24 protein-coding genes and 1 tRNA gene are annotated in these 26,357 nt (G+C 70.2%); 14 read left to right on the forward strand and 11 right to left on the reverse strand.

What is annotated here, in order from left to right; translation table 11 throughout:
• Positions 1 to 138: 138 nt before the first annotated feature.
• Together PSC72_RS17560 and PSC72_RS17565 are read right to left on the reverse strand one after the other, a co-directional pair.
• Positions 139 to 2,298, reverse strand: coding sequence for a S9 family peptidase (locus PSC72_RS17560; RefSeq protein WP_274322721.1), 2,160 nt, complete (start codon positions 2,296 to 2,298; stop codon positions 139 to 141).
• Between the two features lie 167 nt (positions 2,299 to 2,465).
• Positions 2,466 to 3,209, reverse strand: a complete 744-nt coding sequence (locus PSC72_RS17565; RefSeq protein ID WP_274322722.1) for a cupin domain-containing protein — start codon at positions 3,207 to 3,209, stop codon at positions 2,466 to 2,468.
• 86 nt (positions 3,210 to 3,295) lie between these two features.
• Between PSC72_RS17565 and PSC72_RS17570 the strand changes: the two genes are divergently transcribed.
• The gene (locus PSC72_RS17570; RefSeq protein WP_274322723.1) at positions 3,296 to 3,970 is read left to right on the forward strand and encodes a helix-turn-helix domain-containing protein; all 675 of its coding nucleotides are present in this window, start codon (positions 3,296 to 3,298) and stop codon (positions 3,968 to 3,970) included.
• 109 nt (positions 3,971 to 4,079) lie between these two features.
• Here the strand turns inward: PSC72_RS17570 and PSC72_RS17575 are convergent, their stop codons facing one another.
• Together PSC72_RS17575 and PSC72_RS17580 are read right to left on the reverse strand one after the other, a co-directional pair.
• Positions 4,080 to 5,663, reverse strand: coding sequence for an RICIN domain-containing protein (locus tag PSC72_RS17575; protein WP_274322724.1), 1,584 nt, complete (start codon positions 5,661 to 5,663; stop codon positions 4,080 to 4,082).
• A 362-nt stretch (positions 5,664 to 6,025) separates the two neighbouring features.
• Positions 6,026 to 7,882, reverse strand: a complete 1,857-nt coding sequence (locus tag PSC72_RS17580) for an ATP-dependent DNA helicase (RefSeq protein ID WP_274322725.1) — start codon at positions 7,880 to 7,882, stop codon at positions 6,026 to 6,028.
• A 131-nt stretch (positions 7,883 to 8,013) separates the two neighbouring features.
• Here PSC72_RS17580 and PSC72_RS17585 point away from each other — a divergent pair, with 131 nt between their 5' ends.
• Together PSC72_RS17585 and PSC72_RS17590 are read left to right on the forward strand one after the other, a co-directional pair.
• Positions 8,014 to 9,372, forward strand: a complete 1,359-nt coding sequence (locus PSC72_RS17585; RefSeq protein ID WP_274322726.1) for a hypothetical protein — start codon at positions 8,014 to 8,016, stop codon at positions 9,370 to 9,372.
• Positions 9,373 to 9,483: 111 nt separating this feature from the next.
• A complete protein-coding gene (locus PSC72_RS17590; protein ID WP_274322727.1) occupies positions 9,484 to 10,860 on the forward strand; it encodes a hypothetical protein in 1,377 nt (458 codons plus the stop codon).
• A gap of 31 nt (positions 10,861 to 10,891) precedes the next feature.
• Here the strand turns inward: PSC72_RS17590 and PSC72_RS17595 are convergent, their stop codons facing one another.
• Positions 10,892 to 11,095, reverse strand: a complete 204-nt coding sequence (locus PSC72_RS17595) for a DUF7561 family protein (protein ID WP_274322728.1) — start codon at positions 11,093 to 11,095, stop codon at positions 10,892 to 10,894.
• Between the two features lie 206 nt (positions 11,096 to 11,301).
• Here PSC72_RS17595 and PSC72_RS17600 point away from each other — a divergent pair, with 206 nt between their 5' ends.
• Both PSC72_RS17600 and PSC72_RS17605 read left to right on the forward strand, forming a co-directional pair.
• Positions 11,302 to 12,843 carry a PAS domain-containing sensor histidine kinase gene (locus PSC72_RS17600; protein ID WP_274322729.1) on the forward strand — a complete coding sequence of 514 codons (1,542 nt, stop codon included), beginning with the start codon at positions 11,302 to 11,304 and terminating at the stop codon, positions 12,841 to 12,843.
• 40 nt (positions 12,844 to 12,883) lie between these two features.
• Complete coding sequence (locus tag PSC72_RS17605) at positions 12,884 to 13,747, forward strand: YkgJ family cysteine cluster protein (RefSeq protein WP_274322730.1); 864 nt, start codon at positions 12,884 to 12,886, stop codon at positions 13,745 to 13,747.
• Positions 13,748 to 13,862: 115 nt separating this feature from the next.
• Here PSC72_RS17605 and PSC72_RS17610 read toward each other — a convergent pair whose 3' ends face one another.
• A complete protein-coding gene (locus tag PSC72_RS17610) occupies positions 13,863 to 14,033 on the reverse strand; it encodes a DUF5786 family protein (protein WP_274322731.1) in 171 nt (56 codons plus the stop codon).
• 246 nt (positions 14,034 to 14,279) lie between these two features.
• On the opposite strand from PSC72_RS17610, the gene PSC72_RS17615 reads away from it, so the two are divergent.
• Entirely contained in the window at positions 14,280 to 15,281 is a 1,002-nt protein-coding gene (locus PSC72_RS17615) for a DUF5784 family protein (protein WP_274322732.1), read from the forward strand.
• A gap of 614 nt (positions 15,282 to 15,895) precedes the next feature.
• On the opposite strand, the gene PSC72_RS17620 is transcribed toward PSC72_RS17615, so the two are convergent.
• Positions 15,896 to 15,968: transfer RNA gene (locus PSC72_RS17620), tRNA-Asp, on the reverse strand.
• Positions 15,969 to 16,277: 309 nt separating this feature from the next.
• Between PSC72_RS17620 and PSC72_RS17625 the strand changes: the two genes are divergently transcribed.
• The 5 genes from PSC72_RS17625 (at position 16,278) to PSC72_RS17645 (ending at position 18,844) form a co-directional block, all read left to right on the forward strand.
• The gene (locus PSC72_RS17625) at positions 16,278 to 16,844 is read left to right on the forward strand and encodes a DUF7504 family protein (protein ID WP_456071271.1); all 567 of its coding nucleotides are present in this window, start codon (positions 16,278 to 16,280) and stop codon (positions 16,842 to 16,844) included.
• 28 nt (positions 16,845 to 16,872) lie between these two features.
• Positions 16,873 to 17,466, forward strand: a complete 594-nt coding sequence (locus PSC72_RS17630; RefSeq protein ID WP_274322734.1) for a response regulator transcription factor — start codon at positions 16,873 to 16,875, stop codon at positions 17,464 to 17,466.
• A 158-nt stretch (positions 17,467 to 17,624) separates the two neighbouring features.
• Entirely contained in the window at positions 17,625 to 17,888 is a 264-nt protein-coding gene (locus tag PSC72_RS17635) for a DUF6684 family protein (RefSeq protein WP_274322735.1), read from the forward strand.
• A gap of 112 nt (positions 17,889 to 18,000) precedes the next feature.
• Positions 18,001 to 18,237, forward strand: a complete 237-nt coding sequence (locus tag PSC72_RS17640) for a hypothetical protein (protein ID WP_274322736.1) — start codon at positions 18,001 to 18,003, stop codon at positions 18,235 to 18,237.
• Between the two features lie 112 nt (positions 18,238 to 18,349).
• A complete protein-coding gene (locus tag PSC72_RS17645; RefSeq protein WP_274322737.1) occupies positions 18,350 to 18,844 on the forward strand; it encodes an RNA-binding protein in 495 nt (164 codons plus the stop codon).
• A 99-nt stretch (positions 18,845 to 18,943) separates the two neighbouring features.
• Here PSC72_RS17645 and PSC72_RS17650 read toward each other — a convergent pair whose 3' ends face one another.
• Positions 18,944 to 19,888, reverse strand: coding sequence for an aldo/keto reductase (locus PSC72_RS17650; protein WP_274322738.1), 945 nt, complete (start codon positions 19,886 to 19,888; stop codon positions 18,944 to 18,946).
• Positions 19,889 to 20,031: 143 nt separating this feature from the next.
• Between PSC72_RS17650 and PSC72_RS17655 the strand changes: the two genes are divergently transcribed.
• Entirely contained in the window at positions 20,032 to 21,303 is a 1,272-nt protein-coding gene (locus tag PSC72_RS17655) for a M20/M25/M40 family metallo-hydrolase (protein ID WP_274322739.1), read from the forward strand.
• 48 nt (positions 21,304 to 21,351) lie between these two features.
• Here the strand turns inward: PSC72_RS17655 and PSC72_RS17660 are convergent, their stop codons facing one another.
• Entirely contained in the window at positions 21,352 to 22,095 is a 744-nt protein-coding gene (locus PSC72_RS17660) for a DUF1028 domain-containing protein (RefSeq protein ID WP_274322740.1), read from the reverse strand.
• Positions 22,096 to 22,509: 414 nt separating this feature from the next.
• Here PSC72_RS17660 and PSC72_RS17665 point away from each other — a divergent pair, with 414 nt between their 5' ends.
• Together PSC72_RS17665 and PSC72_RS17670 are read left to right on the forward strand one after the other, a co-directional pair.
• Positions 22,510 to 23,394 (forward strand): transcription initiation factor IIB, encoded by an 885-nt coding sequence (locus PSC72_RS17665; RefSeq protein ID WP_274326196.1) that lies wholly within the window; start codon positions 22,510 to 22,512, stop codon positions 23,392 to 23,394.
• Between the two features lie 174 nt (positions 23,395 to 23,568).
• Entirely contained in the window at positions 23,569 to 25,224 is a 1,656-nt protein-coding gene (locus tag PSC72_RS17670) for a DUF7125 family protein (protein WP_274322741.1), read from the forward strand.
• A 15-nt stretch (positions 25,225 to 25,239) separates the two neighbouring features.
• Here the strand turns inward: PSC72_RS17670 and PSC72_RS17675 are convergent, their stop codons facing one another.
• Both PSC72_RS17675 and PSC72_RS17680 read right to left on the reverse strand, forming a co-directional pair.
• Complete coding sequence (locus tag PSC72_RS17675; RefSeq protein ID WP_274322742.1) at positions 25,240 to 25,938, reverse strand: MinD/ParA family ATP-binding protein; 699 nt, start codon at positions 25,936 to 25,938, stop codon at positions 25,240 to 25,242.
• Complete coding sequence (locus tag PSC72_RS17680; protein WP_274322743.1) at positions 25,935 to 26,309, reverse strand: DUF7857 domain-containing protein; 375 nt, start codon at positions 26,307 to 26,309, stop codon at positions 25,935 to 25,937. The genes PSC72_RS17675 and PSC72_RS17680 overlap by 4 nt, the downstream gene beginning before the upstream one ends.
• Positions 26,310 to 26,357 lie beyond the last annotated feature (48 nt).

The raw sequence follows: 26,357 nt of genomic DNA on the forward strand, positions 1-26,357 counted from the left end.
GGTAACGTCCGCGTATGAACGTCACGGGCCTGGATCGGCAGCAGATCCTGTCGCTGATCCTCGTCTTCCTGATGATCGGTTCCTCGGTCGTCTACGTCCTCGCGTACGCGTTCGGTTAGGGACTGACCCCCCGTGCGGTCACTCCGCGCCGCCGTCGGTACCGTCGGGTGCGTCGCGCTCGGGGTCGAAGCGAGCGACCCACTCGTCGAGCGTCTCCAGGCGGTGGACCGCGCGGTCGGGGTCGCCGACGTTGTGGTGTTCGTCGGGGTAGACGACGAGCTTCGACTCGACGCCGCGCTTTCTGAGCGAGCGGTAGAGCTGTTCGGACTGGGTAGGGGGACAGCGCCAGTCGTTCTCGCCGGCGGTCAACAGGAGGGGCGTCTCTATCTGGTGGACGTCGGTGATCGAGGAGGCGGCGTCGTAGGCCTCGGGGTTCTCCCAGGGGAGGCCGAAGTCGTGTTCGAACCACTTGTGGGAGTCGTCGGTGCCGAACGCCGAGCGCAGGTCGTAGACGCCGTGTTCCGCCAGCCCGGCGGCGAACCTGTCGGTCCGCGTCAGGACGTAGGCGGTGTTGACCCCGCCCTGGGAGAACCCGCCGACGAACAGCCGGTCGGGGTCGGCCCACCCCCGCTCGACCAGGTCCTCGGTGCCCGCGAGGAGGTCCTCGACTTCGAGCGTGTTCCACGCGCCCTTCAGCGCCTCGCAGAAATCGCGGCCGTAGGAGGTCGACCCGCGGTAGTTGACCTCGTAGACGAGATAGCCGCGGCTCGTCCAGAAACTCGCCTCGAAGTCGAACTGCGGCTGGTCGTAGGCCATCGGCCCGCCGTGGATCCACAACAGCGTCGGTCGCGGGCTCGGGTTCTCGGGATCGAACGTCGGCGGGTGGTAGGCGATCCCCTCGATCTCGGTCCCGTCGTCGCTCTCGAAGGTGAGCCGCGCCGTCTCGGGGTGGTCGTACTCCTCCAGCAGGTCGGTGTCGAGTGCCGTGAGCCGCCGCCGCGGGTCCGGGTCGTCGGAGCCCGCGTCGAGGTCGGCGGCGTCCATCGCGTACACGTCGGTGCCTTCCGCGGGGTGGCTCCGCACGACGGCGACCGTCCCGCCGTCGGCGTCGAACTGCCGGTGGGTCTCGTCGCGCGGCTGGCGGTCGAAGACGCGCCGATGGCCGCCGTCGGCGTCGATCTCCGCGAAGCGCGTCCACCCTTCGTCGGCGATGGCCGTGACGAGCCGGTCGTCGTCGAGCCAGACGGGCCCACCGCCGAAGATCCCCATCGTCCGGTCGAGGTCGTCCGTCACGATCGAGTACTCGCCCGCGTCGACGTCGGCGACCGCCACGTCGATCGGGGCGTACCAGTTCGCGGGGTCGCGCGAGAGGAACGACAGCCGTTCTCCGTCCGGGCTCCAGGTCGGGGCCGTCGCGCTGCTCCCCTCCTCCGTGAGACGGTCGAGGTCGCCGGTCTCCGCGTCGACGAGGTAGACGTGCTGGACGTACGTGTCGTCGGGGTCGTCCCCCTGATACGAGCAGAAGGCGATCCGCTCGCCGCCCGGGTGCCAGGCGGGCTGGAGGCCGGCCAGCCCCCCGAGGATCCCTCCGCCGTACGCGTCGTCCAGTCGGCGCTCCTCGCTGGACTCGACGTCGACGACGAACAGGTAGGTCGTCACGGTGTCGAGCCAGCCCTGTCCGTCGATCTTGTGCTGGAGGCGTTCGGTCTCGATGGGGCCGTCCTCGCGTCGCTGTTCGAGGTACTCGCGTTCCTCGTCGGTCGGGTCCCGCGCGGAGACGACGATCCGCTCGCCCTCCGGCCCCCAGTCGAAGTCCCGGACCCCCTTTTCGCGGTCGGTCACCTGCCGGGCGTCGCCGCCCAGTTCGAGGTCGTACACCCAGACCTGCGGCTTCGGTTCGTCGCCGCCGTTCCCGTGCGATTCGCCGTCCCCGTTCTCGCCGTCGGCGTCGTCTTCCTCACCGTCCCCGTCGCCGTCGGTATCGCTTCCGCCGTCGCTCTCGTCCGCGTTCGCGTCGTCTCGCCCCACTCGCAGGGCGATGTCCTCGTCGCGGACCATCACGACGCCGAGCTTCGAGCCGTCGGGCGACCACTCGACGTTCCAGGCGCCGGAGGCGCGCGTCAGCCGATGGGGGTCGCGGCTCCCGTCGGCCGGGACGACGAACACGGACTGGAGGCGCTCGTCCTCGTCGGAGTCGGCCTCGCTGGCGGCGAACGCCACGCGGTCGCCGTCCGGCGAGACGGCGAGTTCGCCGGGCCGCGTCCGGTCGTAGATCGCGTCGGCAGGCAGTTCGTCCATGCCGCGCCTGTCGGCACGGCGTCACTTATCGGTTCGGCTGGTGTGCGGATCGGTCGCAGAGTGGGGTCGTCAGGCGGCCCGCCGGACGAGGCGGCGCCGGAGAACAGCGCCGGCGCGAAGGCGGCGAGGCGGTCTGATCGGGACAGCAGCCGAGAGCGGCGTGCGCGTCAGAGAGGCGGCTGTTCGACCCGACGCTCCCAGAACGCGTCGGCGAGGTACGCCTCGTCGATGCCCGTGTACCCCAGCGAGCGCGCCAGCCGACCGACGGTCGCCCAGAGCGCCCGCTGGACGGTGACGGGCGCGACCGCGGTCTCCGTGTCGGGATACACGTCCTCGCTGACGGGGAGCGCGTGCAGGAGTCCCGGCCGACCGTACTCGCCGTCGCCGCCGAACGCGCCCTCGTGGTCGAGCGCCCACACCGTGTAGAGCGAGGCGACCGTCCGCATCGACGGCAGTTCGGCCCGGAACGCGACGGTCCCGCCGGTGGCGTTGCGGAAGGTGTGCTCGACGCCGGCGTCGACGGTCGCGGACTCGCCGGGCGGGAGTCGGCGGGTCCGCCCGTCGACTTCGACGGTCAGCGTCCCCTCGACAGCCTCGAACGTCTCCGTCGTCGGGTGGACGTGCGCTGGCGGCTCGGGCGCGTCGGGGCCGAGCCACTGGACGAGGACTGGCCGGTCGTGATCGACCGCGGGACCGGGGCGGTCGGTCGCTCCGTCCGTGGGACGTTCGAGCAGGGTCGCCCACGTGTCGGCGCCCGGACTGGAGACGAGGGCGTGCGGTGACTCGCGGAGGAGGCGCGCGCTCGGGCCCTCGCGGTCGAGTTCCAGCGCCGGTCCCGGTCGGGGGTCGCCGCGGTCGTCGAGCGGTCGCCCGGTGGTCAGGACGGGCGCCGCCCGCGTCGAGTCGGTCATCACGTCGACCGTCGCCCGCCGGCCGGGTGGGCGTTTAGTGCAGTATACGACGGGGATTTATCACGTATCCGTGACAGCTGTCGGTCGTGAAACAGCTCCGCGTCACTGCGGCGGTCGACGGCGAGCGCGCGCCGGCGTTCTACACGATGCTGGCCGACGCGCCCGGCGTCGCGGAGACGCAGGTGCTGGAGTGGAACACGACGCCCGCCGAGGCGGAGACGGTGCTGTTCGCCGTCCGCGGCGACGCCGAACCGTTCGCCGCCGCTGCGCCCGAAACCGAGGCGGTCGAGTCCGTCACGCTCTCGGCGGTGGACGGGCGCTGGACGTACGCCCTCGCGGCGGTGCGACCGCACGAGACGCCGCTCTTCGAGGCCGTCAGGCGGGCGCGGACGCGGACCGGACTCGTCGTCCGCAAACCGATCGTCTACCGCGACGGCGACATGCACTTCCGGGTCGTGGGCGACGCGGACGCCATCCAGGCGGCGCTCGACCGGGCGCCCGACGCGATGGACGTGCGGGTCGAGACGGTCGGGACGTTCCGCGGCGCGCTCGACCACCCGGCGTCCCGGCTGAGCGACCGCCAGCGCGCCGCGCTGGCCGCCGCGCACGAACTGGGTTACTACGAGACGCCCCGGGACGCGACCCACGAGGACGTGGCCGCCGAACTGGACTGCGCGCCGTCGACGGCGAGTCGACACCTCCAGCGCGCGGAGGCGAAACTCGTCGACGCCGCGACGGACGAGTTCGGTTCCGGCGTCTGAGCCCGGAGCGGGCCGCTACTCCGTGTCCCACACGTCGGCGACGGGTCGGACTTCGACTTCGAGCGCCGGGAGCGGCGGCGACCGCTCCGCGAGTCCCGGTCGCCCGGTCTCAGACCGACGAGAACGTCCAGCGCTGGTGGGCGCCGCCGGTCCAGGACTGCTGTTCGACGTTCGCGCCGTCGGACGTCGAGGCGTCGGCGACGCCGACGGCCATCCCGCTGTGGACCGGCTTGACCCGGTACTCGCCGTTGCCCTGGTCGACCAGTTCGAACCGCTGGTGGGCGCCGCCGCTGTCGGTCCACTGCTGGACGTTCGTGCCGGCGCTGGTCCCGGCGTTGGCGACTTCCAGGACCTTGCCGCTGTGGACCGCTTCGAAGGTGTAGGACCCGTCGCCGTTCTGCGTGACGTTCCACTGCTGGTTATCGGCGCCGCCGTAGGGCCACTGGATTACGTCCCCGCCGTCGCTGGTGTCACCGCCGGAGACGTCCATCGCCTGACCGCTGTTGACGTTGGCGACCTGGTAGGTGCCGTCGGCGAGTCCGCCGGACGTGCCACCGTCGCTTCCGTCGCCGCCGCTGCCGTTGACGGTCTCGTCGAGCCACGTCTTGATGTATCCGCCGGCCTGCTCGTCGCCGTCCTTGAGCGTCCATGGCTCGTTCGCGCCCGCGTCGGGCGAACTGAAAAAGGTCGGCGCCCAGGAGTCGTCGAAGCACCAGGCGGCCCAGCCCATGTTCTCGTAGCCTTCCACCCAGTTCCGGAAGGGCTCGCCCCACCCGGAGGTGGTCCCCTGGTCGACGTCGGGGTTGCCGTCGGGGTCCCAGCCGAACTCGGTGATGAAGATCGGGACCTCGCTGGCGGGCGCGCCGTAGGTCCCGTCGAAGTCCGACGGCTGGCCGTTCGACGGGTAGATGTGCCCCGAGTAGATCAGGTCGTTCCCGCTGAACGGGTCGTCCGGCGCCGCGTCGGGGACGGAGGTCCACCGCGGGGAGCCGATGACGACGGGCGTCTCCGGCGCGAGTTCGCGGACGCGGTCGACCCACGGCTGGGCGACGCCCTTCCAGGTGCTCCAGGCTTTCTGGTCGTCGTCCCAGTAGGCCGGCTCGGTCGGCTCGTTGAACAGCTCGAAGAGGACGTGCGAGTCGCCCGCGAACTCCGGCGCGGCCGCGTTCCAGAAGTCCCGCACCACCTCGTCGGGGTACTTGTCGTAGCTCGTGCTCGAATCGTCCGTCGCCTGCTCGGTGTAGGGCCGGACGAGGTGCAGGTCGACCATGGCGTAGATGCCGCGGTCGGCGCAGAGGTCGACGATCGGTCGAACGTGGTTCTGGACGTAGTTCGATGCACCGTAGTGGCTGATCGAGTCCTGCGTGCAGGGGATCCGCAGCAGGTTCGGGTGCCAGCCGCGGTCCGCGTCTGTCGCCCACTGGGCCACGTCCATCGCCGACTTCGGGTGCGACCGCTCGTAGAACCCAGGATCCGCCATGGCGTGCCCGCGGAGTTTCACGTCGTTGCCGTCGGCGTCTCTGATCCACTTCCCCTCCGTGTGGAGCCGCGAGGGCGCCGCCGCGGCCGTGCCGCTGAGGCCGCCGAGTGCCAGCGTCGCGGCGCCTGCCCCCGCTGCCCGGAGCACCGACCGCCGCGTCGTCGTTCGTCTCTGTTCGTCACCGCACGTATCTTGCATGGTATTATCAGACATGCGGAAACCGATTCCGGACAATAGTATAAATAAATAATGTCAATATATTACAATGGTGGAGAAATACAGAACGTTTGAGTGTTCGTCCCGTCGCATCGGTGAGTCACTCGGAACTCCGTTGTACGCACAACCGGGACGAGCGACTCGATCCCCCTCGGAGACGCCGTCAGGAGCGCGCACGCGCTCGGCGGTTGGTCCGACGACCGCGCGGCGAGAGCGGGGTCCCTATGACTCGATCCCAGGCAGATCCGTACTGTCACCGTCCGAGAGGGTCAGGCCGCCGTAGAGCCGATAGCTCAGACGCCCGGCCTCTCAGCGAGCGCTCCGGCGAGCAGACTCAAAACGACGCGCGGGCGACGCCGCTACTCGGTGTCCCACACGTCGGCGATAGGGTTGGATTTGGACTTCGAGCGCCGGGAGCGGCGGCGACCGCTCCGGGAGCTCCCGTCGCCGTCGTCGTCGGACCCGGATCCCGACGCGGACGCGCCGGAGGACGTCCCCGAGTCGGAGCCTCCGTTCGACCCCGAGGACGAGCGCGAGCGGTTAGATCCGGCGGTCGTCCCGCCGTTCGAGCCGGTCGACCCGCTCGCGGCAGCGGTGTCTACCGCGGGGAGGTCCGGTTCGCTCATCCGGTCGACCTGCTCGGCGAACCAGTCGGGCATGTCCACGCGGGCGCGCTCGAAGAGGTCCAGCAGGGAGGTGTCGGCGAGGTACGTCGCGCCGTAGTCGTCGGGCGCCCGCACGACGCGGCCGCAGGCCTGGATCACCGTCCGCAGGGCCGTCCGGTAGTACCAGCCCCACTGGTCGTCCTCCAGTCGCGCCGCGACCCTGGAGTCGCGGGTGTTGGGGTACGGCGCCTTGCAGAGCAGTTGCCAGCGACAGAGGTCGCCCTCCAGGTCCAGCGCCTCCTCCATCTTCACCGAGAGGAAGACGTCCGGGTCGTCGACGCGCTTCCACGTCGACAGCTGGGCGTCCCGGTCGGCCGAGTCGTGGGCGCGCACCCGCGAGTCGACGCCGAAGTCTCGGAGGTGGTCGAGCAGTTGCTCCTGGATCGCGTAGGAGTGACAGTGGACGAGCCCCTTCTCGTCGGGGTGAGCCTGCATGATCCGGACGAGCGTCTCGGCGACGCGCGGGATGGTCTGGTCGCGGGTCTCGTAGGTCATCTTCCCCTGGGTAACGTCGTACAGCGGCCGGTTCTCGACGGGGAAGGTGTGGGGCACTTCCACGAGGGCGACCCTGTCCGCGGAGAGGCCGACGTTGGCGCAGAAGGCGTCCTTGTTCAGGATCGTGGCCGACAGCAGCGCGAAGTTGCTCGCGCGGTCCCAGACGGTGTGTTTGAGGTACTTCTCAGGGGCCATCGGCTTGATGGTCACCCGCGAGCCCGCGCCGTCGGGCTGGTCGACGACCCAGGTGGTCGCGCTCTCGGGGTCGCGGTAGTCCTCGGCGAACCACGAGAGGTCGGACTGGAGTTTGACGAGCTTGTCGCGCTCGGCGGCCTCCTCGGGCGCGAGTTCGGCCTGCTGGCGGACTTCCGTCAGGCGCCGGCCCGCCATGGTGTGGAGGGTGTCCGCGTAGCTGACGGCGTCGTCGAGGCCGTCGATATCGGGCGGTTCACAGGCGTCCCAGATGGGGACGGTGTCGGGACCGAGGTCGATAGTCGCGTACATCTCGGCCCAGTTGCCCAGCCCGTGGGCCTCGTCGATCACGAGCACGTCGCGCTGGCCGAACACGTCAGAACCGGCGGTCTGCATGAAGTACGCGAGCGTCATCGCGGCGATGCGGTTGTTCGCGGCGATGGCGCGGTCGGAGAAGTAGGGGCAGCGGTGCTGGACCTGGCAGTCGAACATCCGCTCGCGGGCGCAGGGCGCCTGGTCGACGGGCGTGTCGGTCTCGCCGGGGAGGATGCAGTCGTAGTTGTTCTTCCCGCGGATGACCTTCAGGTCCGCGAGCAGGTCGTCGCCGGCCACGTCGTCCAGCTGGGAGACCTGCGGCGTGGTGTAGTAGGCGTCGATCGGTTCGCCGGCCTCGCTCTCGCCCGCGGTGCGGGCGCAGCCGGCGATGGCGCGAGCGAGCAGGGACTTGCCGCTGCCGGTCGGCGCGCGCACGAGGACCACGTCGTTGTCGGCCTCGAAGGCGTCGCGGATGTCAGCGAGCGCTTGCTCCTGCGCGCCGCGGTAGGAAGGCGCCGGGAACTCGTCGAATATCCGACCCGGTTGCACGGACGGAGGCAGGCGGGCGGTCCGCCTAAAACTGCCGGTCGTCGCCGGACCGCGACCGACCGATCCCGGAGACGGCGTCGGCCTCCATCCGATCGGAACCGTTTTTGGATCCCCGCTGTCACGATACGGAGATGACATCCCCGCGACGTACCTTCCTGAAACGCGCGACCGGTGCTCTCCTCGTCGGCTCCGTGACCGGCTGTCTCAGCGACGGCAGCGGAACCGCGACCGACCCGTCCGGCGGGTCCGGCGACCCGACCGACGCGACCACCGATACCGCGACCGCGACGGCCACTGCGACAGACACCCCGACGGCCACCGCGACGGACGCCGAAACCGCCACTGACACCCCGACCGCGACGCCCGACGGATCGCTCGGGAACGCCGACTACGCGGCGTGGCTTCCGGCACCGAGCGCTTACGACCGCGGACACTACACGTTCATCTCTATCGCGACCGGCGCGCTCGTCGACCTGAAGGACAGCCTCGGCGACGGCGCAGTCTCCGAGTTCGAGAGGGAGGCGCGCGTCCCCGGCGTCGGCTCGTACGCCGATGCGAGCGCCGTTCACGTGGTCGCCAACCGGGCGATGGTGTTCGAGACCGACGTGGCCGTCGAGGACGCGGCCGCCGGCTTCGAAGAGCGCGGCCTCTCGGAGGCCGAGACGCGCCACGGCTTCACGCTCTACACGGGAAGCGGCGCGGCGGCGCTGCGCGAGGACGCGCTCGTCTCGGCCATGGGCCAGCAGGACGCGGGTGCCGCGAAGGCGACGGTCAAAGCGATCGTCGACGCGAAGGCGGGCGAGGCGGACCGGTACGCGGACGTCTCGTCGGCCTGTGCCCGCCTGACCGACGCGCTCGGGACGGGCCACCTGATCCGCGGGCGGACCCACGCACCGGGCGAGACGTTCGACGGCGCGGTCGGCGGCGGCGTGGCGTTCTCGGTCGGGACCCAGGAGACGCGCGTCGCGACGCCCGTCGTCTTCCGCGAAGGGCAGGCGAACGAAGGTCCGGTCGTCGAGTGGGCGAGCGGCGCGGACGCGTTCTACGGGCAGAAACCCGGGACGACTGTCGACGGCCGTGTCGTGACCGCGACCGCGACCGTGCCGAGCGCGGATATCGAGCGGTTTCACCCACAGCTTCCCGGCGAGGCGGACAGGGCCACGGGCCAGACCCCGACGGCCTCGTTCGAGTTCGACTACGAGGCGACCGGCGACGGCGTCGGCCTCCTCGAGATCACCCACGAGGCCGGCGACTCGATCCAGCGGAGCCAGCTGTTCGTCCGCGGCGCGGGCTTCGCCGAGGTCGAGGGAGCCGGCCAGACGAGCGCCGGGCAGTGGCAGGGCTCGGCCAGCGGCGACGACGGGACGGTCGTCGCCGGCGACCGCGTCGCGGTCGGCGCCGCCAGCGACTACGAGATCAGCGTCGTCTGGCAGAGCAGCGACGGCGACACGTCGTCGACGCTCATGGAGGGAGAAGGCCCTGACGCGTAGCATCGCGGCGCGTCGGCGGCCCGTGCAGTGCGTCTGCGGCCGATCGTGTCGTCAACGAGGCGACGCGTCAACTCCGCAATCAATTTGAAGGCACTCGGTAAACAGCGGGGCATGTCGGAGACGCGTCGGAACGCACTGAAACGCGGGGGAGTAGCGATCGCGGCCCTCTCGTCGCTCGCCGGGTGTCTGGGCGGCGGGGGCGGGACCGCGACCGAACCGCCGAACGACGGCGGAGACGACAGCGACGGGAACGACGGGTCGGGAGGGACCCCCACGCCGGCGGGGACGCCGACGGCGACGCCGGTCGCGGCGCGTCCGGAGACGCCCGTCGCCGAGCTGTCGAAGTGGATGCCCGCGCCGAGCGCCATCGACCAGTCGGGGTACGCCTTCATGTCGATGGCGCCCAGGGCGATACTCGGATTCGAGGGCGCGCTCGGGGACGGCGCGCTGGAGGGGTTCGACCGGTCCTACCCGCTCGCGGCCATCGACACCATCGGCGACGCGACGGTCATCCACCGCTTCGCCCGCACGGCCTCGGTCATCGAGGCGAAGTTCGACCGGACGCCCGTCGAAGACAACCTGCGGAGCCTCGGCTTCACCGCCGGGGAAGCGCGCCACGGCTTCCGGATCTTCAGCGCCGAGGACCCGCGGGCGGCGGCCGTCCGGGACAACATGCTCGTCACGGTCGGGGACGTCTCCAGCACGGACACCACCGACAAGACGCCCGTCGTCGAGGCCATCGTCGACGCCCGCACGGGCAACGGCGAGCGGTACGTCGACGCGGTCGCCGACTGCGACCGCCTCGTCGAGACGCTCGGGAGCGCACACCTCCTCCAGGGGAGGACCCACGAGGCGGGCAAGACCTTCGAGGGCGGCGTCGGCGAGGGGATGGGCTATCACGTCGGGAGCGAGCAGACCCGCGTCCACGCCGGCGTCGTCTTCGCCGAGGGCGCGACCGACCGAAGCGCCGTGAGCGACTGGGCGAACGGGTCGGACGCGTTCCTCGGCGGGACGCCGACCGTCAGGACCGACGGGCGGGTCGTCACGGCGACGGCGCAGGTCGCGACGGGCGACGTGACCGAGTTCCCCGGGGAGTTCCCGGGCCCGGAGATCGAGACCGGACCGCCGACCGCGGCGTCGGACTCGGAAACGGTCACGGCGTCGTCGTCGCCGCCGGCGGCCTCGTTCGACTTCCACTACGAGGAGACGGCCGACGGCGTCGGCCTCCTGATGATCACCCACGCGGGCGGCGAGATCGTCAAGCGGACCGCGCTCGGGCTCCGAGGAACCGGCTTCACGGACGTCGACGGCGCCGATCAGACGAGCCCCGGGACCTGGCAGGGCGGCGCGGAAGACGACGGCGGCGTCTACACCGGTCACACCGTCAGGGTCGGCGTGCGCAGCGACTACGAGATCGAGGTCGTCTGGGAGCCGTCGAACAGCGACACGTCGGCGGTCCTCGACGCCGGGAAGGGACCTGACGCCTGAGCGACGCGGGAAACCGAGCGCCCGGTCGCGCTCACAGGTCGGCCACGTCGTCGGCGGTCGGCTCGCGGTCGTCGGGCAACCGTTCCATGCAGTCGTAACAGAGGAAGTGCTCGGAGCCGTCGGCGAGTTCGAGCGTCATGCCGTCGGTGGTGGACTTCTCGAGCGTCCAGATGTTGGCGATGCCGCCGGCGATGCTCACGTCGTCGCCACAGCCGTCGCATGGCTGGGTCGTCATACCCGCCGTAGGGCGGCCGCCGGGAAAAGCCGTGCGGGCGGACCGCGGGAGTATCGCCCGGGAGACCGCCTCGCGGTTCCGGTCTCGGCGTCGTCGGGCTCGGGTCGCCAAGGCTCGGGCCGGCCGGGTCGCCGCGCTCGTTCGACCGACCCACGTACTTATGGCGCCCCAGCGGTAACCCGTTCTATCGTCTCGGAGCCCTTCAGATGCACACCGCACCAACGGTCCTCTACGTCGGGCCGAACGCCCGCTCGGTCGCCGACGCGTGGGACGAATCGGGAGAGGAACTCGCCGTCGAGAGCGCGACGCCCCCGGTCGACGTCGCGGGGATGCTCGCCGACGGTCGGTACGACGCCGTCGTCTGCGACAGCGACGGCTCGTTCGACGGCCCCGCCGTCGTCGAAGCCGTCCGCGAGTACTCGAAGGCCCTGCCGGTGTTCGTGCTCGCAGCCGACGACTCGTTCCCGCTCGCGACGGCCACGGAGTTCGGCGTCGCGACGTACCTGCAGGTCGACGCGGACACCGACCGCGTCGCGACCCTCGAACGGCTCCGCCCCGCGGTCGAGCGGCGCCGGGAAGAGCGCCGCGAGTCGACCATGCTCGACTCGCTACTGGAGAACGTGCCGCTGTCCATCTACATCAAGGACCGCCGGAGCCGTCACGTCCGCGTCAGCGACGGGGCGCTGGGGCTGAACGGGCCGCCGTACCTGGAGAGCCCGGACGGCAAGCGCCACCACACGCCGGCAGACCTGATCGGCAAGACCGACTGGGACCTCTACCCGCCGACGCTCTCGGAGGGGGCGGTCGCGGACGACCGCCACGTCGTCGAGACCGGCGAGTCGATCGAGGACCGGATCGAACAGGCCTACGGCGACGACCTGGAAGAGACGTACGTGACGACCTCCAAGGCGCCCTGGCGGGACGAGCACGGGAACGTCCTCGGGATCGTCGGCGTGACCCGCGACGTGACCGACCGCAAGAAGTACGAGAAACAGCTCGAACGCCAGAACGAGCGCCTCGAACGGTTCGCGAGCGTCATCTCCCACGACCTGCGCAACCCGCTGGAGGTCGCGCTCGGCCGCCTGGAGTTCGCCCGCGCGGACGGCGACGAGGAGCACTTCGACGCCCTCGAGCGCTCGCTGTACCGCATCGACGACCTCATCGACGACGTGCTGACGCTCGCCCGCGAGGGCGAGACCGTCAGCGACCCGGAGCCGACCGACCTCGCGTCCGTCGCGCGGGAGGCCTGGAAGGTCGTCGAGACGCCCGAGGCGTCGCTGGACGTGCGGACCGACGCGACGCTGCTCGCCGACGGCGGGCGCCTCCAGCAGCTGCTGGAGAACGTCTTCCGGAACGCTGTCGAGCACGGCTCGACAGGCCCTCCGTCGCACGCTCCGGAGGACGCCGTGGAGCACGGCTCCGCGAGTCACGCGAACGCTGACGCGTCTGCGGACCCGGGCGAACGCGCCGGCCCGGGCGTGACCGTCACCGTCGGCGACCTCGACGGCAGGCAGGGATTTTTCGTCGCCGACGACGGCCCGGGCATCCCCGAGGGCGACCGCGACAGCGTCTTCGACTCGGGCTACTCCACCAGCGACGACGGGACCGGTCTCGGGCTGAGCATCGTCCGGACCATCGCCGAGGCCCACGGCTGGGAAGTCGACGTGACCGAGAGCGAGCGCTCCCGCGGGGCGCGCTTCGAGTTCGGCGAGGTCGGCGACGCCGCGTCCCGTCGCTCCGAGGAGTGATCGGGGTCGCGCTTTTCCGCCTCGGCCGCCAACGACGGGTATGGAGGTGCACTGCGAGGGGTGTGCCGGCTGTTGCCTCGACTGGCGAGCGCTCGCCCCCGACGATTTCGACCACGGCCACGAGCGCCGCGGCCGCTACCGGCCGCTGGACGACGTCGACAACCTCGTCCCGCTGTCGTGCGACGAGGTGCGCGCGTTCCTCGCGGCCGGCCACGCCGACGCCATGGTCGCTCGTCTCTTCCGCATCGAGGACGGCCCGAGCGTGACCGTCGGCGGCGTCGACGTCGCCGCCGTCCGCGGCCGCCCCGCCTTCCTCGTCGGCCTGGCGAAGGTGCCCAAACCGGTCGCGCCCTTCGACTCGGACCCGCAGTGGCTCCCGAGCTGCGTCTTCCTCGACCCCGAGACCCTCCAGTGTCGCATCCACGGGGAAGAGGCCTACCCGCAGACCTGTTCGACGTACCCCGGTGACAACCTCGCGCTGGACGCCGAGACCGAATGCGAGCGCGTCGAGCGGGCTCACGGCGGCGACCGCCTCGTCGACGACGACCCGCCGGCCGACTCGGATCCGGTTATCGGCCCCGGGGCGGTCGGGTCGCGCGTGTTCGTCCACCCCGACGCCGACCGCATCGAGGACGCCGTCGGCCGGCTCGCCACGGGCGAGGCGACGCGGGCCGACCACGCCGAGTTCGTCGCCGTCGCCGCCGCCTCTAGCCCCGGGACGCTCGCCGTCAACGACGACCGCTACGAGCAGGCGCACGAACGCGCGCTGGACGCCGACTCCTGGGTCGACGGGGCGATCGCCGAGTGGAGCGAGCGCGCCGCGAGCGACGAATCGGCCGACCCCGAGACGGCCGCCACGGTCGAAGAGGGGCGCGGCGCGCCAGCGACGCCGGGCTGGGAGTGACGGTCGGCCCGCGGAGAGGAAGCGTCTCCGCGGCGACGCGTCGGCCACGCGGTCGAGACGGTCGCGTCGCTGTCGCTGGTCGTCCTCTAGAGGAGCACAGAAGGCATCGTCGGAATTACGAATTTATCTCCTTGAACTGGTCGAGCAGCTCCTCGGTCGACTCGTCGCTCTCGTACTCGACCTCCCCGCGGTACTCCGTCCGACGGTCGTCCTCGCTCACGTCCACTTCGCTGTTCTTCCGCTCCCGCCGTTCATGCTCCACTTCGTCGTATGCACCCATAGACATTGTGTACCACACCCACACTTGTGAGTTAACACCTATCAATCTAACGGTCAGTGCGAATGTCCACGGAGCGGGCCGGATACCAACGATATCGACGGGATCCGACGGATCGTCAGCGGCCGTCCGGCGGACGGCCGACGATCGGGTGGGAGACAGACGAGAGCGGGCGGCAGTCAGACGGCGGGCCGTCGGCGGACGGCGGCGCAGAGAGTTCGAACAGTGTATACGACTGGCGGTCCGGTCTCCGGTATGGCCGGACCGGTTCGCTTTCGGCGGTCGACCGAGCGCTGGGACGAGGAGCGCGTGCGCCGCCAGCTCCTCGCCCCGCTCGACGACCGCTTCGGCGCCCGACTGACGACGCCGAAGATCGACGTCCCGCAGGGGTACACCGCCCGTCGGCTCGAGATGGACAACGGCGACCTCGCGCTGTTCGCCTGGACCGACCGCGACGCCTTCTGGCTCGGCAACACGGTCACCCCGGAGGTCCTCTGGCGCACCGACAAGGAGACCTTCGACGAGGCGCCGTTCGACATCGCCCGCTGGGCCCAGCGCGAGCTCACCTACGACCTCGAACGCCAGGCCCCCTGGCTCGCCGCATACGAGTACGTCGCGTGGTTCTTCCTCCCCGTCCTCTTCTCGAAGGACGGCCGCGAGACCACCCGCGCGTTCTTCGACCGCGACGCCGCTGGCTTCCCCGACGCCACCCGCGAGGACGGCCTCGAATTCTACGAGCGGTTCCTCTCGACCGGCGTCCTCGACGACCACCGCTACACCATGGCCGCCAAGCTCGGCACCAGCGAACGCAACGAGTTCAACCGCATGCGCGCCACCATGGGCGAGTTCAACGCCGCCAAGCTGCTGGCCGACGCCGGCATCCCGTTCGTCCCCGAGTCCGAACGCGACTCCGGGCACGCCCTCGACTTCGCCGTCGAGACGCCCGGCGGCGAGCGCCTCGTCGAGGTCACTCGCCCGATGCCACCGCGCGACCGCAACGCCGGCACCGCCATCGCCGCCCTCCGCCGGACGGTCGACTCGAAGACCCGCGACCAGCTCGCCATCCACGACGACGCCGTCCTCTTCGTCGACTGCACCTCCTTCCGCGACGACGAGTGGAACCCCATCCGCGCCGAGCGCCCCTCGCTCGGCTACGAACCCACCGTCGTCTTCCGCTGCCGCCCCAGCGGCCGCTGCGAGGGCTACCGCCACGGCGACGTCCCCCTCGACCTCGACGACGGCATCGAGTGGCTCTGACCGGGGGAACTTTTGCGGTGGCGCGCGCTGCCGAGCGTGCCGAACGACGGTGAGGCCGTGAGGCGTAGCCGTGCGAGGGATGAGAAGCGCAGCCTGCGAGCATCGCAATCGGCTGGGGAGGCACGTGGCTGTCTGCGGTGCTGTGCTGGACGGGTGCTGTTGCGGTTCCTGGTGGACTGAAAGGGCGAGGCGCGCTCGCGCTTGTGCAGTCGTCTGAGCGGCCCCTACCCGAGCGGAGCGAGGGTATGTCGCTCAGCGACCGCGAGCGCGCCGAGGGCTTTCGACGTCTACTGTCGATCGCAGTCGCTCTGGAACGATCTTCACTACCGGCGGGATTTGAACCGGAATCAGACGTGCCCGCTCACTCCGTTCGCTGTGCGCGACTGATAGGGTTCAAATCCCTTCTCGAGGTCGTTTCGCTGCTCACGGTAGCGAGCACACGCTACGCGGTGCTCGCGGAATTGTTCGCAGCAGAAAGCGCCCGAGGCGGGATTTGAACCCGATGTCAGACCTCACTGCGTTCGGTCTGACGTGGTTCAAACCCAGTACGGCGCACATCGAACTCAAAACGCGGCGCGATGAAACGCGCCGCTCTTCAGTTGAGTTCGAAGAAGCGCCCGAGGCGGGATTTGAACCCGCGTCACGACCGTGACAGGGTCGTATGATGGGCCACTACACCACCCGGGCACGCATTCATCGCTTTGCCGGAGTTGGATTTAAGACTTTCCAAACGAGTGCCCTGTGCTACGGCGGACCAACCCACTCGTTACTATCTCTGGATCGACCAGTCGCCGTGGATCTGACGGCCCACTGGCAATCCGCAACCATAGTGGTACGAACGAATGCATATCACGACTACATATCACAACTGATAACGTCAACGGAACTTACTTGCGTGGCGAAGTCCCTTATCTCAGGTAGCGGAGTTACGTCGAAGCCAACTCCGGGGACATCGCAATGAGCACGAGACCGGACGCTAACAGGGAAGACACAGAGATGCCGTCGAACGTATTGGTACTTGCTCCCTCCGTGGGTGGGCAGGAATCCGAGGTCTGCAGCGAGCTCCTACACGGAACGGCGGGCCGTGATCACGGACTGTTGGTCACGTGCATGGAAACGCCCGCGGAGCGACTCGCAGCCTGGACCGGTCACGAGCACGCCGAACCGAACGAGGCGACGGTCGTCGACGTCGAGACGGCGGCCCGGTCGACCGCGGCTGCGTCCGGCGAGACCCTCACACCGACGAACGCCGTCGTCGAAGTGGTCCCCGCGGAGGCGGACCTCGTCGACCTCGGCGAGACTATCGACCGCCACCTGGCGCGACTGAGCGCTGACGGCGAGACGGCCGTCTGCGTTCACTCGGTGAGCGACCTGCTTCAGCGCGCCGACGAGCGGAGCGTGTTCAAGTTCCTCGAGGTCCTGACGAGCAGCGTCGACCGCGCGGACGCGGTCGCCCACTACCACATGAATCCGGACGTCCACGACGCCGAAACGATCCGGACGTTCGAGGTCCTCTTCGACAGCGTCGTCGACCTCCGAACGGCCAGCGTCAGCGGTGAATGACTACTCCGGAAGAGTGACTCACGAACAGATGAACACAGACGAAACCAGTCGAGCCGGGTCGAGCGGGTCCGAGCACTCCCGCGAGGAGACGCCGACTGCGGTCGTGCTCGTGGCCGACAGCGACCCCGCCGTCACCGACGAGATAGCGGCCGTGCTCTGGGACAACTACACCGTCCGCTCGGCCTACGAGAGCGCCGACGTACTGGCGAGCCTCGACTCCGACGTGAGCGTCGCGCTGCTCGACCCCGATATCCCGGGCCTCTCCATGCGGCGCGTCCTCGAACGCGTGCGCACCGACGCAGCCGACTGCCAGGTCGCCGCGCTCACCGACGAGGCGCTCGACGTGGAGTCGACCGCCTTCGACGACTACCTCGTCAAGCCGGTCGCCGACGACCTCCTCGAAGACACCGTCGACCGACTCAGCCGCCGGGCGACCTACCGGACGACGCTCGAAGCGTACTACCGAGCGGCGAGCGAACGGGCCGACGCCGAGGAGGGCGAACGGGCCGACCTCGACCGCCGACTGGCCGAACTCGACGAGCGACTCGACGACGTGGTCCGCAGCCTCGACAGCGACGACGCTTACGACGCCGCGCTGCGCGAACTAGACGTCGACCCCTGAAACGGTCCCGTCCCCGACCGTCCGTCTCCCCAGAACGATTCCCGGTTCCGGTCTCACGCGACCTCGAGCGCGCCGGCTTTGCATCGCAAGCCCGAGCGCTTTGCGGGCAGCGGTCCGAGCGCCTGTACGGCGCGGTCCGCGCGCCGGGGTCCGACACAATGAGCTTCCTGAAACTCACCGACGAAACCTGGCTCGACCTCACGGTGAACTTCATCCCGATCGGTATCCTGGCCTTTCTCGACGTGATGTTCTGGGTGTACAACCCCTGGGGATGGGACCTGTGGTTCGTCTTCTGGATGCACGTGCTCACGTTCATACCGCTCGTGCTCCTGACGATCCTCACCTACGTCAGCGGGCGGATCATCCAGCGGGACGAGCGCCGGGCGGAATCGGTCACCGAGGCCGACGCGGAGAAGTCCTGAACGATGCCGTCTCGACAGTCGCCGGGCCGCTCGCGCCCGCCTCGGGATAACTCAAACCCGGGTTTGAACGTTCGCCGTCTTTTGAGGGACGGGGTGTGACCTTTCTGTACGGATGAGCGCTCCGACCCCTCCCCTCCGCGAACTCGCCCGCGCCCTCGCCGACGTCGTCGGCGTCGCGGAGCGCCTGGCCTTCTGGGCCGGTATCGCCCTCCCCTGCGTCCACCTGCCGCTGCTCGCGCTCCGCGGGTTCTCCCCGGAGACGATGCCGCTGCTCGCCGCTCTCTGGACGATTCACGGGGTCGCGCTCCTCGCCGGACGGGGCCACCTCTCCGACGGCCCGAACCGTTGAATCGAAACCCCGCCGCCGATCTGACTCCTTCTCCGCCGACCCGATAGTTCGACGACGCCCCGACCGGCCGCGGAGCGGTCGATTTATCTCCCGTCACGGCCCACGTCGAGACATGAACGTCAAGTCGCGCCACCACCTCCGCGCCGACGCCGTGGCGGAGATCGAAGACGCCCTCGACGAGCGGCTGGGCGTCTCGCTCGACGCCGATAGCTTCGAGAAGGTCGAGTTCGACGACAGCGACTGGAACGTCGTCCTCGTCGACGGCGAGCCCCACGTCCTCTACGTGGAGAACGACGCCGGCGACGACGAACCGTTCCTGACGGTCCAGGGCGCCAACGCCTACCCGCCCGAGCGGAACGTCGTCACGGTCGACGCCGGCGCGATCTCCTTCGTCTCCGACGGCGCCGACGTGATGCGCCCCGGCATCGTCGAGGCTGACGACGGCATCGAAGCGGGCGACCTCGTCGCCATCAACGAGGAGGGCCACGGGAAGTTCCTCGCCATCGGCCGCGCGAAGACCGGCGGCGACGACATGGTCGGCGACTCCGGCAAGGTCGTCGAGTCCATCCACCACGTGGGCGACGACCTGTTCGAGTTCTCCGTCTGAGAGCGCGGGTGGAGCGAGCGTTTCGATCCGAAAAAGTGGTCGTCCGAGGGCCTGTTCGAATTCTCCGTCTGAACGGTCGAGCGCTCGTTCGGCGCCGGTTCAGTAGGCCTCGTCGATGCGGTCGTACTGGTCGTCCGAGAGCGAGACGTCGACCGCGCCGAGGTTCTCCTCCATCTGGTCGACGGTGCGGGCGCCGAAGATCGGGACGCAGGTAAACTCCCGCTGGTCGGTCAGCCACCGGAGTGCGACCTGAGCGGGCGTAGCGCCGGTCTCCTCGGCGACCTCCTGCACGGCATCGAGGACCCGCCACTGCCGGTCGGAGAACTCCAGGTCCCAGTCCTGCAGGTCCGCGCGCGACCCCGATTCGGGGTCGTCCGTGTCGTACTTGCCGGTGAGGAACCCGGCGTCGAGCGGTGACCACGGACAGACCGCGATGTCCTGGTCGGCGCAGACGTCCAGGTACTCCTGGGGACGGTCGGCGGCGTTGAACCGCGGTTGAGTCACCTCGAACCGCTCGAGCCCCTCGACGTCGCTCGTCCACAGCGCCTTCGTCAGCTGCCAGGCCGCCATCGACGACGCCGCCAGGTAGTGGACCTTCCCTTCCTCGACCAGCCGGTTCAGCGTCCGCAGCGTCTCCTCGATGGGCGTCTCGTCGTCCCAGCGGTGGATGTAGTACACGTCGATGTAGTCCGTCCCGAGGCGTTCGAGGGTACCCTCGATCTCCGCGCGGATGTTCTTCCGCGAGAGGTTGTCACCGAAGCGGCTGCGCGCGCTCCAGTAGACCTTGGAGGCGATCACGTAGTCCTCGCGGTCGCGGTCGTTGAGCCACTCGCCGATCCACTCCTCGCTAGTTCCGTTGGGGTCGCCGTAGACGTTCGCCGTGTCGATGAAGTTGCCGCCGTGCTCGTCGAAGGTGTCGAGCAGTTCGTGGGCGGTCTCCTCGTCCGTCTCGACGGTCCCGCCGGACTCCTTGGCGAAGCGCCAGGTGCCGAAACAGAGTTTCGAGACGTCGACGCCGGTCGAACCGAGTTTGGTGTACTCCATGTGCAGCCCGTGTGCGTGCCCCTGTGTAACGCTACGGAATCCGGAAATGTACGCTGTCATCTGCGGTCGGGCGCGTCGAAGCGCGCGGCAGCCAGTCCGGTGCTCCCGAGGACTGATAGATCCGGCCGCCCGAAGGGCGAACGATGGAGGACTTCGCGGCCGCGTACGGCGACCGGGCTCGGGCCTTCACCGAGCGGCTCGTCCGGTTCGAGACGACCGCCGGCGACGAGGCGCCAGCCCAGGAGTGGGTCCGCGACCGCCTCGCCGACCTCGGGTTCGAGACGTACACGTGGACCGCGGACGCCGACACGCTGGCCGATCACCCCTCGTTCGCACCGGCCGACGACCTCGTTTCGGGGGGCCGCCCGAGCGTCGCCGGCGTCCTCGAACTCGGCGACCCCGACGCGGGGCGGACGCTCGTCCTGAACGGGCACGTCGACGTCGTCCCCGCCGGCGAGAGCGGCTGGACCGTCGACCCGTTCGAACCGCGGTGGGACGGCGCCCGCCTCGTCGGGCGCGGCGCGGTGGACATGAAGAGCCAGCTCGCGACCTGCGTCTTCGCCGCGCGGCACCTGGCCGACCGGGTCGAGGCGGGCGAGTTCGACCTCGACGGCAGAGTTGTCGTCGAGAGCGTGGCCGGGGAGGAAGACGGCGGTATCGGCGCGGCGACCGCGGCGCTGTCGAACCCCTATCCGTTCGAACGCGACGCCGCCATCGTCGCCGAACCCACGGACATGCGGGTCGTCACGGCGACCGAGGGCTGCCTGATGGGCCGAATCAGGATCGAGGGGACGCCCGCCCACGCCGCCCGGCGGTGGGAGGGTGAGTCGGTGTTGCCTGCGTTCGAGTCGGTCAGGCAGGCCTTCGCCGATCTCGAAGCCGAGCGCGCGGAGACCGTCACACATCCGCTGTACGACCGCTTCGAGACGCCGTGGCCGATCGTGATCGGGCGGGTGGAGGCGGGCACCTGGGCGTCCAATGTCCCCGGGACGCTCACCGCGGAACTGCGCGTCGGCGTCGCGCCCGGCGAATCGCTGGACAGGGTGGAAGCGGCGTGTCGGAAGACGCTCGACGAGGCCGCAACGGAGGAGTCCTGGTCGGTCGACCCGCCGACGTTCGAGCGGTTCGGCGTCCAGTTCGCCTCGGCCGAGATCGGCGCCGACGAACCCGTCGTCACGGCGCTCCAGGGGGCGATGGCGGCAACGGGGCTGTCGGCGACTGACCCGACGGGAGAGACGTATGGCAGCGACGCGCGCCACTACGTCGAGGCGGGGATCCCGGCGGTCGTGTTCGGCCCCGGCAGGATCGAGGAGGCGCACTTCCCCGACGAGTCGATCCGGTGGCCGGACGTGCTGACCGCCGGCGAGGCACTAGTCGGGACTGCTCGTCGGTATCTGGCCGACGAGCGTCGGTGACCGCAGACCGCAGACCGCAGACCGCCGTGCGCATCGACGAGTCCACAGTCAGGCGTCGGTATCGCCAGCGTTCTCGTCGTCCTCGTACTCGTCGGCGTAGCGTTCCATCGCCATCTCGTAGCCTTCCTTCGCGAGGTCGTACGTCTCGCGGAGGTCCTCGATGGGCGTCTCCGTCGCGTCGACGCGCAGGTCGTCGTAGTACGGCGCCATCTCCCGGTCCTCCGTGGTCCGGACGAGCAGCGCCGCGCTCTGGACGTGCAGGTCCTCCCGCTTGTCGCCGCCGAGTTCGTGGCCGGCGGCCAGCGCCTCGATCAGCCGCTTCGCCAGCGGCGTCGCGGGGTCGCTCTCGGGGCCGTCCGGTTCCTCGGCGGCCGCCGCCTCGTAGGCCGTCGCGGTCGCTTCGACGACGTCCTCGCCGGTCAACAGGTTGCCGGCGACGGTGTAGTTGTCGCCGACGACGTGGCCGTACCAGGGCCGGCACTCCTCGCCGGAGAACGCGAACTCGCCGTCGGCGCCGACGCCGTGGAGCTGTCGCTGCGGACGCCCGTCGTCGGCGTTCAACAGCGCCTCAAGGGCGTCCTCGACGGCCAGCCCGTCTTCGAGGTATTCGATGCCCTTGCGACCGAGGTCGACGTTGACCAGGCTCTGGGTCGCCACCGCGCCGTGCTCGCTGGCGAACGGACAGAGCGTCCCGACGCCGGCGAGCCGCGTCGTCACCGCGACCCCGAACCGGGTCTGCTCGTCGCCCGCGTCGTCGACGTACGACTCGCGAACGCAGATACTGAAGGTCACGGCCGCTACGTCGGACGCGACGCTCCTCAGTGTTTGGCTACGGCCGCTGGACTGGCGGCGTCCGAGGAACGCTCACCGGAGCGCCGACGGACGGATCGCGCCTCGTGTCTCCGCGTTGGTCGTTCCACTGGGTCGATCGTTCCGGTACGTTTTTGTTGCTCCTGTGGGATATCGCGGGTATCGGCGGGGGCCGATCGGGTGGAAGTTTGCGGTGATGGAGGCGTCCGACGTCGTCTCTGTCCGTTAGTTACGACTCCGCCGGTGATTCGACCGACCCCGTTCCGAACAGCCGCGAGTGTCAGTAAACAAATGTTTAGTTGAAATATAAAAAGTTATGTCAGTGCGTGAGATCTACATATTTGGTTGCACGGGGGAGTACGCTTGAGGGAACGAACGGAGCAAAAGCGGAGGGGTATCGACGCCGAAGACGGCCCGCAGACCGACCGGGCGTGTACGGAATGTGGTGGGACGCTTCGCGAATCCGAGACGGAAACTGTGTGTGAGGACTGCGGTCTCGTCCTCGCGGAGGACGCCGTCGAGCGCGGTCCGGAGTGGCGCTCGCTCGACGAAGAGACCGACCGGCGCCGCACGGGCGCGCCGCTGACGGCGTCTCGCCACGACCGCGGACTGTCGACGGAGATCGGCTACGGCACCGGCTCGGAAGTGTCGGGTGCCCGCCAGCGCCAGCTCGTGCGCATGCGTCGCCAGCACAACCGGGCGCGACTCGACTCCAAGGCCGAGCGCAACAAGCTCTACGCCTACACGGAGATCCGACGGCTGGTGTCGGTGATGTCGCTGCCCACGTCGGTGCGCGACCAGTCGTGTTCGCTGTTCTCCTCGGCCCAGTCCGAGGACCTGCTGTGCGGGCGCTCGCTGGAGGGGTTCGCCGCCGCGGTGGTCTACGCCACCTGCCGGACCCAGTCGATCGCCCGCACGATGGACGAGGTGGTCGACGTGGCGCGCGCCGACCGGAGCGAGCTCAAGACCGCATACGACGCGCTGAACCGGGAGCTCGGCCTCCCCGTCGGTCCCGTCTCGCCGACGGAGTACCTCCCGCGGTACGCCTCGGACCTGGATCTGGAGACCGAGGTCGAGCGGCGCGCTCGCGAGTACGCCGTGATGCTCGTCGAATCGGGCCGCATGGGCGGGAAGAACCCCAGCGGCGTCGCCGCCGCGTGCCTCTACAAGGCCGCCAACGAGCGCGGCGTCGCGGTCAAACAGAGCGAGGCCGCGGACCTGGCCGACGTCTCGCGGATGACCATCGGCTCGACGGTGAGCGACCTCGACGACCTCGAGTAGTCGTCGGTCGCCGCCATCAGCGATTCTACGGCCATCACGGCGATAGCGGCTGTTTTCGTCGCATCACGACTTCGAACCCGCCGGGAGCACAGCTCCCGGAGAGCGTCGCGCTCGACGGCCGAGGCGGTCGGGCCCGTGTGAGGGTTCAAGACGGAAGACGCGACCACTAGGGGCATGATAGCGATCGCGGGAGCGAAAGGAGGATCCGGGAAGACGACGACGACGCTCGGTCTCGCCGCGGCGTTCGCCCGCTCGGGCATCGAGACGCTGGCGGTCGACGCGGACCGGCAGTTGCCCGACCTGCACGTCACCGCTGGCGTCGAGCGAGAGCCGACCGTCGCCGCGCTCGACCGGGAGACGAGCTGGCACTCGCTGGCACAGGAGTTCCCCGGGACGAGCGGCGCGCACGTCCTCCCCGGGCAGAAGCCCACCGAGAACGTGGAACTCGACGCCGCGCTCGAGTGGCTGAACGCCGGCGCGACGGAGGTGCTGCTCGACTGCCCGTCGGGCGCCGGGCCGGACGTGGTCGAGGCGATCGCGCTCGCGGACGGCGTCGTCGTCGTGACGACCGACAGCGACCAGAGCCTGGACGCCGCGGCGACGACGATCGACATCGCCCGCCGACTGGACGTGCCCGTCGCGGGCGCCGTCTTCACCCACTGCAGCGCCGTCCCGGAGGCGTTCCACTCGCGGTTCGAGATCCCCGTCCTCGCGGTCGTCCCCGAGTCGGACTCGCCGCTCGCCAGCGAGGAGGCGCGCACCGAGTACGACCGCGCCGCCGAGGAACTCGCCTCCCTGACAGCCACCCGACCCGCCGACCCCGAACCGGTCGATTCCGCCGCGACCGGCCCCGAACCCGGCGACTGGGTGACCCCAGACGCCGCTGACGACGGGCAGCCCGCCGAGGCGGACCACGACGGGCAGGACACCGGCGATCCGTTCGACTCGACGGGAGCCGAAACCGGTACGGAGCACGCCGACGCCGCGGACCGCGTCGACGCAGGCGGCCCACAGTCCTCGGCGGACGACGCGCAGTCGCCGGCCAGGGACGCGCCCCCCTCGGGCGACGGTGTCCAGGCCGGAACCGACGGCGGTTCGCCGGCGCAGCGTCGCGACGAGGTCGCGTCCGAGGCGACGGCACCTCCCGACACGGTCGACGACGGGCGACAGGCGCCCGCGACCGGGCTGAACGCCTTCGAGGTCGACCTGAGCGGACTGCCGCCGGGGAGCGTCGCCGTCGTCGAGGCGCCGCCGGCGAGCCAGTCGGAGCAGTTGCTCTACGGACTGACTGCCACGCGCGGGACGCTGTACGTCTCCACCGAGCGGACCGAACGGACGATCCGGGTGGCTCTGGACGCAGCGCCGGTCACCGTCGGCAGTCCGACCGTCCGCTACGTCACCGACGAGCGCCTCGCGGAGACCGAGCGCCTCGTCGGCGAGGTGCCCGACGGGTCGAACGTCGTCGTCGACACGATGGCCCCGCTCGAGCGGGCCGACCGCGACGACTACCGCGAGTTCCTGAACGCCCTCAAAGAACAGATGCTGGAGACGGACAGCATCGCCGTCCTGCACTGCCTCTCGCGGCCCTCGGTCCCGGAGAACCGTGCCACCACCGAACACGTCGCCGACGCCGTCCTCACCGTCGAACCGACCGACGACGGCGCCGACCGGATCGCCGTCCCCAAGTTCCGGGCCGGCGGCGCCACCCCCGAGTCCGTGGACTCGGCGCTCTCCGGCGACGAGCGTGCCGGTCGGGGCCGCGCCGGCGATTCGGATCACGGGCGTGGTGACGCCGGCAGACCGCAGGAGGCGCCCGGAAACACTCGATAGAACGGACCGCGTCGCTCAGACCGCTTCCGCGTTCTCGGCGATCTGTCGCTCGCTCTCCTCGATCCGCTCGGTCAGCGTCTCGAACGCCGACAGCGCGGGGCTCTGCGGTCGCGCGTCGCGCAGCGGCCGGCCGTTCTGGAAGGAGTCGGCGAGTGCGGACCGCCGCGGGACGACAGTCGTCGGCGCGCCGAGTTCGTCCTCGACGCGGGCGGCGATCTCACGGTCTTCGGACGCGGTCGCCTTGTTTACCACCACGCTCACGACCGGCGTGTCGAGTTCGCCCGCCAGGTGGCGCGTCCGGAAGGCGTTGAGCAGCGCCGCGCGGTCGGGCGTCGTGACGAGCACCACCGCGTCGGCGCTGTGGATCTGGTAGCCGACGTCGCGGGCCAGCCCCGCCGGGCAGTCGACGACGACGCGGCCGTACTGCCGGTCGACCATCGAGAGCGCCTCGGGGAGCTCGGTCAGGTCGGCCGCCCGCGCGCCGGCGAGCGACCGACCGCACGGCAGGAGGTCGATCGAGTCCACGGACTCCACGGCTTCCATCGGCGCCGCCCGCCCGGCGAGCACGTCGTGGAGGTCCGGGCCGCGCCCGCGGGGCAGGTCCGGCGTCGCCAGGTCGGCGTCGACGGCGACGGCGCCGAGTTCGCGGGCGAGGTTCAGCGAAACGGTCGACTTGCCGACGCCGCCCTTCCCGCCGCAGACGGCGAGGATCATCTGTCGGCGGAGAGGGTGTCGCTCGGCGGTGCCCAGTCGTCGAGCGATGCGAGCACTTCCTCGGGGTCGGACTCGCCGGCGTCCGAGGCGCGCGTCCGCGAGACGACGGCGACCGGGTCCTCGTCGGGCAGCGGCGGCGCCGGCGTGGCGTAGCCGACGCCGAGCGTCTGCCCCGGTTCGATGCGGGACTTCCAGGTACCCTCCGTCCACTCCGGTGCGGTCACGTCGCCGAACCGCGGGGGCCACACCGGCCCGTCCAGCCGGTTCTCGAGCTCGACCACCTGCGGCGTTCCACGCTCGTTCTCGACCGTCGCCCGCACGAACGTCACCCCGTTTCGCCGGACCGTGTCGCACTCCGATACCTCGTCCATACCGGTATTGGTCGCCCGTTCCTGTATAAAGTTCAACGCGTCCGCCGC

Source organism: Halosimplex aquaticum (genome assembly GCF_028747785.1).
GTDB classification, from domain to species: Archaea; Halobacteriota; Halobacteria; order Halobacteriales; family Haloarculaceae; genus Halosimplex; species Halosimplex aquaticum.